General features: G+C 73.5%; 11 protein-coding genes. All 11 read right to left on the bottom strand.

All coding sequences use genetic code 11. The features are described 5' to 3' along the window. Window positions 1-32 precede the first annotated feature (32 nt). Window positions 33-1,091, bottom strand: a complete 1,059-nt coding sequence (locus ACFO3J_RS25435; RefSeq protein ID WP_386433616.1) for a beta-ribofuranosylaminobenzene 5'-phosphate synthase family protein — start codon at window positions 1,089-1,091, stop codon at window positions 33-35. A gap of 28 nt (window positions 1,092-1,119) precedes the next feature. Then, window positions 1,120-2,055: an ABC transporter substrate-binding protein gene (locus ACFO3J_RS25430; protein ID WP_386433613.1), complete on the bottom strand. Its 936-nt coding sequence runs from the start codon at window positions 2,053-2,055 to the stop codon at window positions 1,120-1,122. A 225-nt stretch (window positions 2,056-2,280) separates the two neighbouring features. Beyond that, entirely contained in the window at window positions 2,281-3,273 is a 993-nt protein-coding gene (locus tag ACFO3J_RS25425) for a PfkB family carbohydrate kinase (protein ID WP_386433610.1), read from the bottom strand. Next, the gene (locus ACFO3J_RS25420; protein ID WP_386433607.1) at window positions 3,273-3,959 is read right to left on the bottom strand and encodes an HAD family hydrolase; all 687 of its coding nucleotides are present in this window, start codon (window positions 3,957-3,959) and stop codon (window positions 3,273-3,275) included. Before ACFO3J_RS25420 ends, ACFO3J_RS25425 begins: the two co-directional genes overlap by 1 nt. Before the next feature lie 44 nt (window positions 3,960-4,003). After that, a complete protein-coding gene (locus tag ACFO3J_RS25415; protein WP_386433604.1) occupies window positions 4,004-5,071 on the bottom strand; it encodes an LLM class flavin-dependent oxidoreductase in 1,068 nt (355 codons plus the stop codon). Beyond that, on the bottom strand, window positions 5,068-6,696 hold the full coding sequence (locus ACFO3J_RS25410) for an acetolactate synthase (RefSeq protein ID WP_386433601.1): 1,629 nt from the start codon (window positions 6,694-6,696) through the stop codon (window positions 5,068-5,070). The genes ACFO3J_RS25415 and ACFO3J_RS25410 overlap by 4 nt, the downstream gene beginning before the upstream one ends. Beyond that, window positions 6,693-8,822, bottom strand: coding sequence for an oxidoreductase (locus ACFO3J_RS25405; RefSeq protein ID WP_386433598.1), 2,130 nt, complete (start codon window positions 8,820-8,822; stop codon window positions 6,693-6,695). The genes ACFO3J_RS25410 and ACFO3J_RS25405 overlap by 4 nt, the downstream gene beginning before the upstream one ends. Beyond that, window positions 8,823-9,740, bottom strand: a complete 918-nt coding sequence (locus tag ACFO3J_RS25400; RefSeq protein WP_386433595.1) for an LLM class flavin-dependent oxidoreductase — start codon at window positions 9,738-9,740, stop codon at window positions 8,823-8,825. It lies immediately after the preceding gene. Beyond that, on the bottom strand, window positions 9,727-9,933 hold the full coding sequence (locus ACFO3J_RS25395; protein ID WP_386433592.1) for a hypothetical protein: 207 nt from the start codon (window positions 9,931-9,933) through the stop codon (window positions 9,727-9,729). The genes ACFO3J_RS25400 and ACFO3J_RS25395 overlap by 14 nt, the downstream gene beginning before the upstream one ends. After that, window positions 9,930-11,291, bottom strand: a complete 1,362-nt coding sequence (locus ACFO3J_RS25390; protein ID WP_386433589.1) for a phenylacetate--CoA ligase family protein — start codon at window positions 11,289-11,291, stop codon at window positions 9,930-9,932. Before ACFO3J_RS25390 ends, ACFO3J_RS25395 begins: the two co-directional genes overlap by 4 nt. Window positions 11,292-11,336: 45 nt before the next feature. Then, window positions 11,337-12,626 (bottom strand): acyl-CoA dehydrogenase family protein, encoded by a 1,290-nt coding sequence (locus ACFO3J_RS25385; protein ID WP_386433587.1) that lies wholly within the window; start codon window positions 12,624-12,626, stop codon window positions 11,337-11,339. Window positions 12,627-12,967: the final 341 nt, after the last annotated feature.

The following is a 12,967-nucleotide window of genomic DNA, read 5'->3' as shown; positions in this document are numbered from 1 at the left end:
GCTCGGTGGAGGCGGGGCCGGCCGGGCCGGGCTCAGTCCACGAGGGACTGGAGGGACCCGTCGTCGAGGGCCGGCACCCAGTCGACGGACGCTGGAACGTTGCGCGGCCCGCTGAACCAGAAGTCGCGGACCACGCCCGACGCGCGCATCTCTGCGAGCCGCTGCACGGCCGCCCGCGGGCGGCGGGTGAAGGCATAGCACATCGGGCCCTCGGAGCTCATCGCGATGGCGTCGATCTCCGGCCCCCGGCGTGCCTCCTCCAGCAGGATCTTCACCTCCGAGGACTGCATCTCGATCTGCTTCTGCTTGAAGTAGCTCTCGTAGGTCAGGAAGTTCACCGCCCGGCAGAAGGACGGGTAGTCGGCCTCCAGTACCGAGGTCGCCAGGTTCATCAGCACTGCGTGCGCCGTCCGCCGGGCCTCCTGGGCCGGTATCGGCAGGGTGCGGGCGAAGAACTCCCGCTCCACCTCGCCGTGCATCTGGTTCCCGTTCGGGATGATGACCAGGATCGGCCACTGCGGGAACGGCGACGAGATCAGCACCGGGGGCCGTCGCCCGCCGCCCGCGTACCGGGTGGGGACCAGATAGCGCTTGGGGTCCTCGGCGAAGTCCTCCGGGTTCAGATGGCCGCCGTCGACCAGGAAGCCGCCGCGCTCGATCAGGTTCGGGCTCGCGCCGGAGGTGCCGGCCCGCCCGGCCGCCCTGGCGATGTCGGCCACCGCGACCGACTGGCCGGCGAACTGGGCGTACGCGCGGCCGACCGCCACAGCGGTGGTGGTGCCCGAGCCGAACCCGGTGTGCGGCGGCAGCCCCTTGCGGATGACGACACGGGCGGGCGGCCCCTGCCATTCCTCGCGCAGCCGCTCCAGGAGCGCCGATACCGCCTCCAGGTGGGCCGAGCCGTTCTCGTCCGCCTCCACCGTGCTGACGTCGGACGGCAGGACCACCGCCTCCAGGCCGGGGGAGCGCAGCGCCATGGACGCCATGCCGTTGCGCCGGCCGCTCTCCCCGTTGAGATCGATCAAGGTGAAACTGACACGGCAGCCCGTCCGGACGCGCACGCCCCATTCCGGCGAGATGGGCTCGGTCATCTGTCCTCCCTCGTCCTGTGTCGGTCGGTCAGCGGGCGGCGTCGGCGTCGGCTTCCGCGTCGGCCTCCGTGCCGGGCCCCGGGAACACCAGGTCCTCGTAGCGCGACCCGGATTCGATCAGTCCCCAGCGCCGCATCCAGGAATAGGCCTTCTCGAATTCCAGGTGGGTGTACGGCTCCGGCTTCACATAGCGCAGCCGGGGCAGGTGGAAGTCCGCCGGGGTGATCTCGCCGGCGAAGACCGCCGGCAGCGAGTCGATCAGATAATGCAGATACGCCCGCTTGTCCGCGTTGATGTCGGCCACCGCGCGGGTGATCGCCCGGTTGCAGCCGAGATACACGTCGTGGTCGAAATTGGGCGCGGCCAGTTCGAGCCCGGCGTAGTGGGTCTCGATGACCTTCTGGAAACCCTGCTTCTCGGCCAAGGTGATCCACGGCTCGGACAGCGCCACCACCGCGGCCTCACCGGCCTGCACGGCGCGGTAGCCGTCGATCGTGTGATAGCCGACTGCCTTGATCTCGCCGGCCTCCAGGAAGCCCTCCAGCATCTGGATGGCCGCGTAGTGATTGCCGTTGTGGAAGCTCACGGCGATCGGCTCGCCGGCCAGCGTCTGCGGGTAGGTGTAGGGCGATCCGGGGGCCGACATCAGCGCCATCACCGCCACCGACGAGCGCTTGCCGAAGATCTTCGCCCCGCGCCTGCTGTCGGCAGCCCGCCGGATCTGTCCCCACTCGCAGGCCCGGTACACATCGACCTGGCCCTCCTCGAAGGGCACGTGGTTGCGGATCGAGTCGACCAGCTCGTGGTCCGCCACCGGCTCGGTCAGCACCTGCTCGGCGCGGTTCCGGACGAATTCGACCTCGATTCCCTCCTCGGCGAAGTAGCCGAGTTCGTCGGCGACCAGCCAGGGCAGGGCGAAAACCGCCGAGGGGCCGATTCCTTCGGTGCGCACGGTAATCGTCATGAGGGCGATCCTCTTCTCTCGTTCTCTCGTTCTCTCGACAAACGACGGTCGCCTGGCCAGGAATATCAGAGCCGCACGCGCGGAGCAAGACCGGGTGGCGGGTGGAAAATAATCCGCGACCTCCTCGGAAAAGGGCATGGAATATCCGCCCTGCCAGTCGGTGAGAAATGCGAGAAATTCCCGGCGGCCGGCCGGCTGTCCCCGTGCGTCAGGAGTCCGGATCCATCACGCCCTTCCGGCCGGCTGCCGCACCGGAGCGCGCGCCTGCCGCACGTCCAGCACCGCGCGGGCCCTGGCGCTGCCCAGGGCCAGGCAGCCGGGATGCGGCAGGCCCGACAGCAGGCCCGACAGGAATCCGCCCGCGAACGCGTCCCCGGCGCCCAGCGCGCTGGTCACCGCGGCGCCGCTGCCGGCCACCGTGTGCCGGCCGTCCGGACCGTGGACGAGCGCGCCGCGACCGCCCAGCGTGACGACGGCGAGCACGCCTTCGCCGGCCAGCGCGGCGGCGGCCTCCTCGGCGTCGTCGGCGCCGGTGAACGCCCGTATCTCCGCCTCGTTGCCGATCAGCGTGCGCACCCCGTCCGCCAGCAGCCGCTCGAAACGCGGCCGGTGCGCGGCGACCAGCGCGCTGTCCGAGAGGGTCAGTACCGGGACCGCGCCCTGGGCGGCGGCGAGCCGCACCGCCGTGCGGCCCACCTCCATCCCGTCGTCCCCGGCCAGCAGATAGCCCTCGACCAGCACTCCGTCGCAGCGCGGACCGCCGCTGAAGGCAGCGTCGAGCCCCTCGCGCAGCGTCCGCAGCCGCCAGGGCTCGCCCTGCCAGATCATGAACGCCCGGTCGCCGTCCGGCAGCAGCAGCACCAGGCACCGCCCGGTCGCGCCCTCCCGGACCGGCGCCAGCGGTACCCGGACGCCGCGGGCCAGCAGGTCGTCGCGGACCGCCCGGCTCAGGCCGTCCCCCATCGAGGCGGTGACGAGTGTGCCCAGCCCCCCGGCGGCCGCGAACGTGACGCAGGTGTTCGCGGCGCTGCCGCCCGCCGTGACGGCCGGCGGTCCGGCCGGTCCGGTCAGGCCGGCCGCGGCCTCCTCCAGGGCCGGCCGGGAGACGAAGGCGGCCGCCCCCGGCGCGACGCCCAGCCGCTCGCACACCTCCGGGCCGACCGGCACCACGATGTCGGCGAGCGCGTCGCCGACCGCCGCCAGATGGGGGCGCGGCATCAGAAGTGCTCCGCCAACTCGGCGAAGCGGACCAGCGACAGCAGCCGGTCCGGCGCCACCGGCACCGGTCGCCGCTCCAGCACCCAGGTGTCGGGGTGCGGGACGTAGACCGCGCGCAGCCCGGCCTCCAGCGCCGGGATGATGTCGGACTTCGGCGAGTTGCCGATCATCCAGGTCCGGTCGGGATCGGCCTTCGCCTCCTCCACCACGGTGGTGTAGGTGCCGGTGGTCTTCTCCTCGACGATGACGACGTCCTCGAACAGCGGCCGCAGGCCCGACGCCTCCACCTTCGCCGCCTGCTCGTCGTAGTCGCCCTTGGTCAGCAGGATCAGCCGGTGCCTGCCCCGCAGGTACGCCAGCGTCTCGCGTACGTCGGCGATGACGACCGGCGCCTGCTGGAGGATGCGGTCGCCCAGTTCGGTGATCACCCGCCCGTGGTCGTCGGAGGCCCGCTGGTCGTGCACCTGCTGGTAGCAGTCGTGCAGGCTGCGGACGAAGCTCCTGGCGCCGTAGCCGTACACCGCGCAGTTCCGCGTCTCGACCTCGTCCAGGACGCCGCGCAACTCGGCGCGGGTCAGCGACTCGTGGGCCATCAGATCGAGGAAGTCCTCGATCGCCCGCTCGAAGTAGATGTTGTTCTCCCACAACGTGTCGTCGCCGTCGACGAGTAGACACTGGCTGTCCATCAGCTGCCCTTTCCCTCTTCGCAGTTCGGTCGTTCCAGCCTGCCTCACCGGAGCAACTTGGGGATCACCTCCTCCGTCAGCAGGACGAACGAACTGTGGCTCAGCGGGGCGCACAGCAGGTAGTGCAGGCCGATCTCCTCCTGGAGCGCGCGGATCCGGTCCACCACTCTTTCGGGGCTGCCGTGGACGACCACCTCGTCGACATAGCGCTCGGCCCGCGACCGCCGCTCCTGCCCCGCGTGCTCGCCGTGTTCGGCCTTCGGCGGCGCCGCCGCGCGGATGCCCTTGGAGAGCCTGCGCCGGGCCGGGTCGCTCATCGACGCCACCGTCCACTGCGCGCCGCGCAGGGCGACGGCGCGCGCCTCCTCGTCGGTGGGCGCGACGGCGATCAGCCGCGCCATCGGAGTGACCCGGCCCTCGGTGGCGTGGCCGGCGGCCGCCAGACCGTCCCGATAGGCCGCGTATTTGGCGCCGATGCCGGTGTGCGGGGAGTGCGGGTCCATGAGGATCGAGTAACCGGCCGCCGCCGCCCAGGCGATGGCGTCCGGCGAGGAGGACGCCAGCCAGACGGGCGGCCCCGGCCGCTGCAGCGGCTTGGGCAGCACCTCGATGTCCTCGAAGGTGTGGAAGTCGCCGTGATAGGTGAGGCGTTCGTCCTGCCAGGCCCGTACGACGATGTCCACGTTCTCCCGGAACAGCGCGTAGCTGCGGTCGAGGTCGAGCCCGAAGACCTGGAACTCGCCCGGGTCGTTGCCGCGCCCGGCGCCCCAGTTGACCCGCCCGCCGGAGACGACGTCCAGCAGGGCGATCTCCTCGGCCAGCCGCAGCGGGTGGTACATCGCGGCCAGCGAAACGGCGGTGCCGATCCGCAGCCGCTCGGTCCTGGCGGCCACCAGCGCGCCCATCACGCTGACCGACGGCGACACCGAGTACGGGGTGAAGTGGTGCTCGGCCAGCCACACCGCCTCGTAGACCCCGGAGCGCTCCATCAGGTCGATCCGCTCCAGCGCCCGGCGGTAGACGGTCGTCAGCGGCACCCTGCGGCCGGGCCAGGAGAAGAACTGCAGCACCCCGAACTGGAGCCCCCGGCCACCCGCTCCGCCGCCGCTCATCCGAGGTTCGCCGAACGACGGTAGGCCACATCCGGGTCGGTGAGGACATTGACGAGATAGGGCACCTCCGAGGCGAACGCGCGCTTCAGCGCCGGGGCGATGTCCTGGGGGCGGAGCACCGTCTCGCCGTCGCCGCCCAGCGAGCGGACCAGCAGGTCGTACCGTGTGTCGGGCCGCAGGTCGGCGGCCACGTCCGAACCGTAGAGCTTGCGCATAGGGTGCTTCTCCAGTCCCCAGATGCCGTTGTTCCCGACCACCATCACCACCGGCAGCTTGTGGCGGACCAGCGTGTCGACGTCGCCGGCCGAGAACCCGAACGCGCCGTCGCCCAGCAGCAGCACCACCTGGCGGTCCGGGTGGAGCAGCCGGGCCGCCGCCGCGTAGCCCGGCCCGACGCCCAGGCAGCCGAACGGGCCCGGATCGAGCCAGCAGCCCGGCTGATGGGAGTCGAGCAGCCGCCCGGCGTACGACACGAAGTCGCCGCCGTCGCACACCACGATCGCGTCCCGGTCGAGCAGCGCGCCCAACTCACCGATCACCCGCGCCGGATGGATCGGCGAGGACGCCGACTCCAGCTCCGCCCGCTCCGCCGCCCGTCGCGCGCGTTCCCGGTCGCGCAGGCGCCCGATCCACTCCGCGTGGTCGTCCCGGGCGCCCGGCCAGACCGCCATCGCGTCGAGGATCGCCGCCAGGTCGCCGGCCGGCGCCGCCGCCACCGGCACATGCGCCGCCCGGCGGCCCGGGTCGTCCACGATGTGCACGATCCGCGCCTGCGGGAAGCGCCCGAACGACAGCCGGAAGTCCATCGGCGTACCGACGACCACCACCGCGTCCGCCTCCTTCAGCGCGTCCCTGGTCCGGCTGAAGGCGAGTTCGTGCCCGGGAGGCAGCGCGCCGCGCCCCTGCCCGTTCATGAAGGCCGGCACCCGCAGCGCCTCGACGCAGCGGCGCAGCGCCGCCCAGGCGCCGCCCCACCACACGTCGCCGCCCGCGACGAGCACCGGCTGCCGCGCGGCGGCCACGATCGCGGCGGCCCGCGCCACCTCGTCCGGATCGCCGGGGTCCGGGGGCGCGGCCGGTCCGGCGGACGGCGGCGGCACGCTCGCCCGCTGGTGCAGGACGTCGATCGGGATGTCGAGGAAGACCGGCCCCCGGTGCGGGGCGGCGGCGGTACGCAGCGCCGCTCCCACCTCGGCGGCGATCTCGTCGGTCCGGGTCACGGTCGCCGCGCGCTTGGTCAGCGGGGCCACCAGCGGGACATGGTCGAGTTCCTGGAGCGAACCGGAGCCCCAGCGCCGCTGGGAGGCGCGGCCGGCCAGCACCAGCAGCGGCGAGCCGTTGGCCTGGGCCGTCGCCAGACCGCTGACGCCGTTGGTCACGCCGGGCCCGGCGGTCAGCAGGGCCACACCCGGGCGCCGGCTGAGCTTGGCGGCGCCCTCCGCGGCGAACACGGCGGTCTGCTCGTGGCGGACGTCGACGATACGCATCCCGTCCCGCGCCGCCGCGTGCAGCAGCGAGAAGATATGGCCGCCGGACAGCGTGAAAACGGTGTCCACGCCGGCCGCCCGCAGCGCGGCCACCGCCAGCAGCCCGCCCTCGCCCGTCAGGCCCGCTTCCCCGCTCACAGCCGCTCCATCACGCACAGGTCGGCCCGGCCGGCCCCGACACAGGTGCTCAACTCGTCGGCGTCCAGGGTCAGGCCGCCGAGCACGACCACGGGCGCGCCCGCCGCGCGCAGCGCGTCCGCGAAGCCGAGCAGCGCGACCTGGTCGGACCACACCAGCGCCTCGTCGGTGGCCTGGCCGGCCTCGACCACCACCATGTCGGCGCCGGACCGGACCAGCGCCGCCACCAGCGCCGCCGCGTCGGTGACCGAACCGCCGCCGGGCAGCCCGTCGTGGGCGGAGACCACCGCGCCGAGCAGCGCGCCCGGGTGCGCCCGGCGGACCGCGGCCGTCACGGCCGCCGGCAGCCTGACGCGGTGGGCGGGGGAACCGCCGTACGCGTCGGTGCGCTGGTTCAGCAGCGGCGAGGCGAAGGTCGCCAGCAGATTGCCGTGCGCCATATTGACGAGCACCGCGTCGGCGCCCGCCGCCAGTGCCCGCCCGGCCGCCGCGGTGAACTGCTCGAGCAAGCCGTCCACTTCACCGGTGGGCAGTGCGCGGGGCGTACGGCCGGCGCCGCCAGCGGGCAGGGCGGAGGCGGCCACCGCGCCGGCGCCGAGCCGGTGGTCGAGCCGCCCGCCGTCCGCACGGCCCCGCCCGGCGGAGGGCCCCGCGTGGTCGAGGACGGCCGCGACCGCGCCGGCGCCGTGCTCGTGCGCCGCGCCGATCCATCGGGCCAGCGCCGGCGCGCCGGCCTCGTCCAGCACCGGCGCTCCCTGCCAGGCGCCGGCCGCGGTGACGGCGAGCCGGTCGAGCACCAGCAGACCGGGCCGTCCGGCGGCGGCCCGTGCCACCCGGGCCAGCGGGTCGCCGCCGGACGGATGCAGCGCGACCCGGACCACCGCCCGGTTGGCGAGCACCCTGCCGCGCACCGCGATCGGGGTGCGGCCGGGCGGCGGGGTGAGCAGCGCGGTGGCGTCCGGGCCCCCGCTCGGGCCGGCCACGGGATCTGTCCCCACGCCGCCGCCGCGGCCGGCGAACCAGCGCTCGTACCGGTCCGCGTAGTGCCGGTCGCGGTCCCGGATGCCGGTGTACGTCAGCCGCCCGCTGCGGGTGAAGAGGTTGAACGCCAGCAGCGCGGGAGGCTGCGCGCGGTGGCGGTCGAGGTGGTCGAAGTAGTCGGCGCTGCGGGCCGCGGCCTGCTGGAGGCGCTCGACCGGCCCGTGCCGGGCCAGTTCGTACTGCGCCAGCCCCTCGGTCAGGGTCGGCGCCTGGACCAGGGCCCGCGCCAGGCCGGCGCCGTCCTCGACCGCCACTTTGGTGCCGGAGCCGATCGACCAGTGCACGGTGTGCGCCGCGTCGCCGACCACGACCGTGTTCCCCGCCGAGAAGCGGGAGCAGCCCACGGTGGTGAACCGCCGCCAGTCCTGGTCGCCGGCCAGCAGCGGTTCGCCGTCCAGGCAGTCCTCGAAGATCTCCGCGCAGCGGACCGCGGCCTCCTGCGGCGTGGCCCGGTCGAAGCCGGCCTCCAGCCAACTCCGCTCGCTGCACTGGACGATGAACGCGCTCGTCTCGTGGTCGACCGGATAGGCATGGGCCTGGAACAGCCCGACCGGCCCGTCCCGCACCACGAAGGTCAGGCAGTGGAAGAGCTTCGCGGTGCCGAACCAGAAGAACCGCGGTGTGTGCGTCCGCCGCCTGACGCCCAGCTGCCCGGCCAGCCGCTCCCGGCCGGCGCTGCCGATGCCCTCCGCGACCACCACCAGGTCCGCCTCGTCCGGCGGCCGCCGCACGTCCTCGGTCTTCAGCACCACGCCGACCGCCTCGCACCGGTCGCCGAGCGCGGCCAGCAGACGGCGCCGGGACACCGCCGCGTAGTCGTGCCCGTGCATCGAGATCCGCTCGCGGCCGCGGCGCACCTCCAGCATGTCCCAGCGGACGAAGGAGGGTTCCAGCTCCCGGTACACCTCGGGCGCGACCTCGTGCAGCCGCCGCCGGGTGCTCTCCGACAACAGCACGCCCAGGCCGCGCGGGCACCGCCCGCCGAGGCGGTCGGAGACCACCACCTCGGCCCGCTCCGCGGCGCTCTTGTACGTCTGCGCGAACACCAGTCCGGCCGGTCCGCCGCCGATCACCCGCACCCGCATTCAGACCCCCGTGCCGGACGACGCGGCCTGGCGGTCCAGCCGGGGTACGGCCTCGGCCAGACGCTCCAGTTCGCCGAGATCGGCGACGGCCGGGAACAGCACGAGCCGCTCGCAGCCCAGGTCGGCGTACACATGCGCGAGGTGCCGGATCTGCTGGGCGCCGGTGCCGAGGCTGCCGGACAGCACCCGGGCGGCGTGCGGTCCCAGGAAGGCGTAGTAGTCCCGCAGATAGGCGGCGCCCCGCCCGGTGTCGCCCAGCGCGTAGTAGTCCATCGCCCACAGCCGGGGCCGGCCGGGCCGGTCGGCCGCCGCCCAGGCCCGTGTCGCGGCGGCCCGGCCCGCGTCGAACGCGCGCGGCGAACCGCCACCGAACATCCAGCCGTCACCCCAGCGCGCCATCCGGGAGAAGACGGCCGGCCGCCCGCCCCCGACCACGATCGCCGGGCGGGCGGCCGGCACCGTCCGCTCGCCGGCGGCCGGGCCGTCGAAGTAACGCACCGCCTCGCCCAGGAACGCGTCCAGCCGCCTGCCCCGGCCCGCCCAGGACGTGCCGGCACGTTCGTAGTCGTCGCCGCGCGCCCCGGTGCCCACACCGAGGACGACCCGGCCGGGCGCGAGCGCGGTGAGCGAGGCGATCTGCTTGAGCAGCATCGCCGGCTGCCGCAGCGGCGTGATGAGGATGGTGGTCGCCAGCTCCACGGTCTCGGTGACCGCCGCCGCGGCCGCCAGCGCCACCAGGGGGTCGAAGCTGGGATACACCGCGCGGTCCAGCACGCCCAGGCAGCCGAAGCCCCATTCCTCGGCGCGGCGCGCCCACTCCACGAGCAGCCCGCCGTCCGCGCCGGGCACCGCCGAGGGCAGCCCCACCCCGATCCGGCAGCCGTCCACCCCGGCCGGCGCCAGGTCAGACGCCGGCACGGTAGAGCTGCTCCGGTTCCAGGTCGAGGCCGTTCACGATCTGCCACAGGCAGGCCAGCGCCTTCATGGCGTTGCGCGCCTCGTACGGCGCCAGCTCGTCCGCCCGGTCGACCACCAGGTGGCGCACCGCCCGGTAGACGTCGGCGAGCTCCTCCTGGGCCGCGGTCAGCTCGGTTCCCAGCGCGTTCCTCACGTCACGGCCTCCTTGGCCCGACCGCTCCCGATGACGATCCGGTCGTCCTGCACCCGCTGGGCCTTGAGTTCGAAGCGCGGCAGCGTGCCCGCGGCCACCTCGCGGACGCCGATCCGCAGCCCTCCGGTGCCCTCGGCCAGGGACTTGGCCAGCGCCGGGACCAGTCGCCCGTCGGCGGCGCCGCGGCCGGCCACCTCGATCTGGACCTCGACTTCCTCGCGGATGCCGTCCACCGTGTGGAGGCGGATCCTGAACTCGTCGATCTCCGGGTACTCGCGCACGATCGCCTCGATCGCCCGCGGGTACACATTGGTGCCGCGCACCAGCAGCATGTCGTCGACCCGGCCGCGTATCCCCCCGTCGTAGAGGTCCCAGGTCCGGCCGCACGGACATCGTCCGCCCGGCGTCCGCACCACCAGGTCCCGGGTGCGGTATCTGATCAGCGGGATGAAGCCGCGGCCGAAGGAGGTCACCACCCGCTCGCCCAACTCCCCGTAGGGCAGCGGCCGTCCGGAGTCGGGGTCGACCACCTCCTCGATGAAGTGGTCCTCGATGATGTGGCAGCCGCCGGGCCGCGCCTCGCACTCGAACATCACCACGGTGCCGAGTTCGGTCATGCCCGCGGTGTCCGCGGTGCGGGCGCCCCACTCGGCCTCGATCAGGCGCTTGGTGGCGGGGATGGAACCGGCCGGCTCCCCGGACAGGATGACGCGTTCGACCGGGCCGTTGACCAGGTCGATGCCCAGCCGCCGGGCCTCCTGGGCGAGCCGCAGCGCGTAGGTGGGCGTCGAGCACAGCACCGTCGCCCCGTTGTCGACCATGGAGCGCAGCCGTGCCTCCGTGGTCATGTTGCCGCCGGGGAGCACCAGGCAGCCCATCTTCTCGCAGGCGTAGTGGGCGCCCCAGAACCCGATGAAGCCGCCGTAGCCGAAGGCGACGAAGACGCGGTCGCGGGGACGGACGCCGAAGCCCCAGAACGCGTAGCACCACATCTCGGCGATCCACTCCCAGTCCTTCATGCCGTCGAGCACGCGGATGGGCTGGCGTCCGGTGGTGCCGGAGGTGACGTGCTGCCGGATCGCGGTGTCCGGGGGAGCGGCGAGCAGTTCGCCGTACGGGGGCGCCGCGAGCTGCGTGTCCATCCACGCCTCGCGGGTCAGGAAGGGGATCCGCTCCAGGTCCGCCAGGCTGGTGAGGCGATCCGGGGAGACACCCGCCTCCCTCAGCAGCCGGCCCTGCAGGCCCGGTCGATCGAGCGCCCAGCCGATCGCCCGGCTGAGCTTGGCGAGCTGGAGCGCCTCGAGTTGCCGCCTCGGCATGGTCTCATGGCGAGGATTCCAGTAGCTGTTCCCGTCCATGCCCCTCCATCGGTTGGCTGCCGCCGGCGCGTCCCGCCGGACGGGTCATTCCTGCTGGGTTCCCACCCGTAGGTGGTGGAACGGCACATCCCGGTCGGCCTCGGGCTCGCGCGGCAGCCCCAGGACGCGTTCGCCGACCAGATTGCGCTGGATCTCGTCCGTCCCGCCGGCGATGGACAGCGACTGGACGGACAGGGCCATCTGCTGGAACGCCCCGCCGCCGGTCGTCCCCGCACCGGTCAGCATCCCCTCGGCGCCGAGCACGGACAGGCCGATGTCCCGGGCCCGGCGGCCGACCTCGGAGCCGACGAGCTTGCCGAGGGACACCTCGGGCCCGGGTTTGCGGCCCTGCCGGCGGGCGGAGCGCAGCCGCAGGTTGCGCAGCCGGTCGGCCTCGGCCATCGCGTGCACGGCGGCGAGCCGCTGGCGCACCAGCGGGTCGGTGGAGCGGCCCACCTCCAGTGCCAGCGCGATCAGCGCCGCGGGCGTACGGGGCTTGCGCACCGCGGGTTCGCGCCGCTCGTCGGCCCGGGCCCGCTCGGTCAGTTCGCGGATCTTCCGGTCGAGCCCGCCGGCCCGGTGGCCCGGCGCGGCGATCCGCGTGGGGCGCAGCACCCCGGCGCCGCCGACCTCCGCGCGCTCGTACGACACGCTCGCCAGGGCCAGCGGCCAGCCCCCGCCGATCTCGCCGACGACCCGGTCGGGGGTGACGGCCACATCGGTGAGGAACACCTCGTTGAACGAGGCCCGCCCGTTCATCTGCCGGATCGGCCGCACCTCGACGCCCGGCTGGTCCAGATCGACGACGAAGAGGGTGATGCCCTCGCGCTTGGGCACGGAGGAGTCGGTCCGCGCGAGGGCCAGCCCCCGCTCGGCGCCCTCGGCCTCGCGGGCCCAGAGCTTCTGCCCGTTCAGCAGCCAGCGCTCCCCGTGCCGTTCGGCGCGCAGCTGGAGGCTGGCCAGATCGGACCCGGCGCCCGGCTCGCTGAACAACTGGCACCAGGACTCCGCGCCGGCGGCCAGCGCGGGCAGCCAGCGGCGCCGCTGCTCCGGCGTGCCGTACTCGATGAGGATGGGCCCGCCCACCATCTGACCGACCCCGCCCGGCGGGCCGACTGCGCCGGCCCGGGCGATCTCCTCGGCGACCGGCCGGGCCTCCGAGCGGCGCAGACCGAGGCCGCCCCATCCGACCGGCCAGGTGGGAAACGCGTAACCGGCTTCGGCGAGCATTCCCCACCACGCGCCGATCGTCAGGTCGTCGCGCCAATGGGTACGGAGCCATTCCCTGGTTTCCGCGCGCAGTTTTTCGGTGGACCCGGAATCCAAATGAGGCACAAGCTGTCACCGCCTCCGAGCGCTCGATGACAATTCCGCAGCCACTGCGGCTGCTCAACGCAACGGCGTCACGGCCGTATACGGGATGGTCGTCAATGAATGATCGCTGATGATCGCCGAAGATGTGCAATGAACCGGCACAAGGATGATGTCCGATGTGCCTGGGTGCTGACGCGGCTCAGCATACTCGCGTGCCGGTCGAGGGCAATACTGTCACTGAGCGGGTTATCTTCTGGCTCATATCGTTCGCTGGCCCGACCGGTAAAGCGCCGTCCACGGATCGTATTCGGTCAGCCGGAAGCGGAGCTCTCCGACCACGAGTTCGAGCGCGGGTTCGATCA

This window comes from Streptomyces polygonati (assembly GCF_042650325.1).
Lineage (GTDB): Bacteria > Actinomycetota > Actinomycetes > Streptomycetales > Streptomycetaceae > Actinacidiphila > Actinacidiphila polygonati.
Note: the sequence above shows the minus strand (reverse complement) of the source record. Positions and strands in the feature narration are given on the sequence as shown.

What these genes read in the sequence shown, in the direction of transcription:
- ACFO3J_RS25435 (WP_386433616.1), bottom strand. Translation starts at nt 1,091, where the DNA reads ATGACCGAGCCCATCTCGCCGGAATGGGGCGTGCGCGTCCGGACGGGC.
- ACFO3J_RS25420 (WP_386433607.1), bottom strand. Translation starts at nt 3,959, where the DNA reads ATGGACAGCCAGTGTCTACTCGTCGACGGCGACGACACGTTGTGGGAG.
- ACFO3J_RS25425 (WP_386433610.1), bottom strand. Translation starts at nt 3,273, where the DNA reads ATGCCGCGCCCCCATCTGGCGGCGGTCGGCGACGCGCTCGCCGACATC.
- ACFO3J_RS25390 (WP_386433589.1), bottom strand. Translation starts at nt 11,291, where the DNA reads ATGGACGGGAACAGCTACTGGAATCCTCGCCATGAGACCATGCCGAGG.
- ACFO3J_RS25405 (WP_386433598.1), bottom strand. Translation starts at nt 8,822, where the DNA reads ATGCGGGTGCGGGTGATCGGCGGCGGACCGGCCGGACTGGTGTTCGCG.
- ACFO3J_RS25430 (WP_386433613.1), bottom strand. Translation starts at nt 2,055, where the DNA reads ATGACGATTACCGTGCGCACCGAAGGAATCGGCCCCTCGGCGGTTTTC.
- ACFO3J_RS25415 (WP_386433604.1), bottom strand. Translation starts at nt 5,071, where the DNA reads ATGAGCGGCGGCGGAGCGGGTGGCCGGGGGCTCCAGTTCGGGGTGCTG.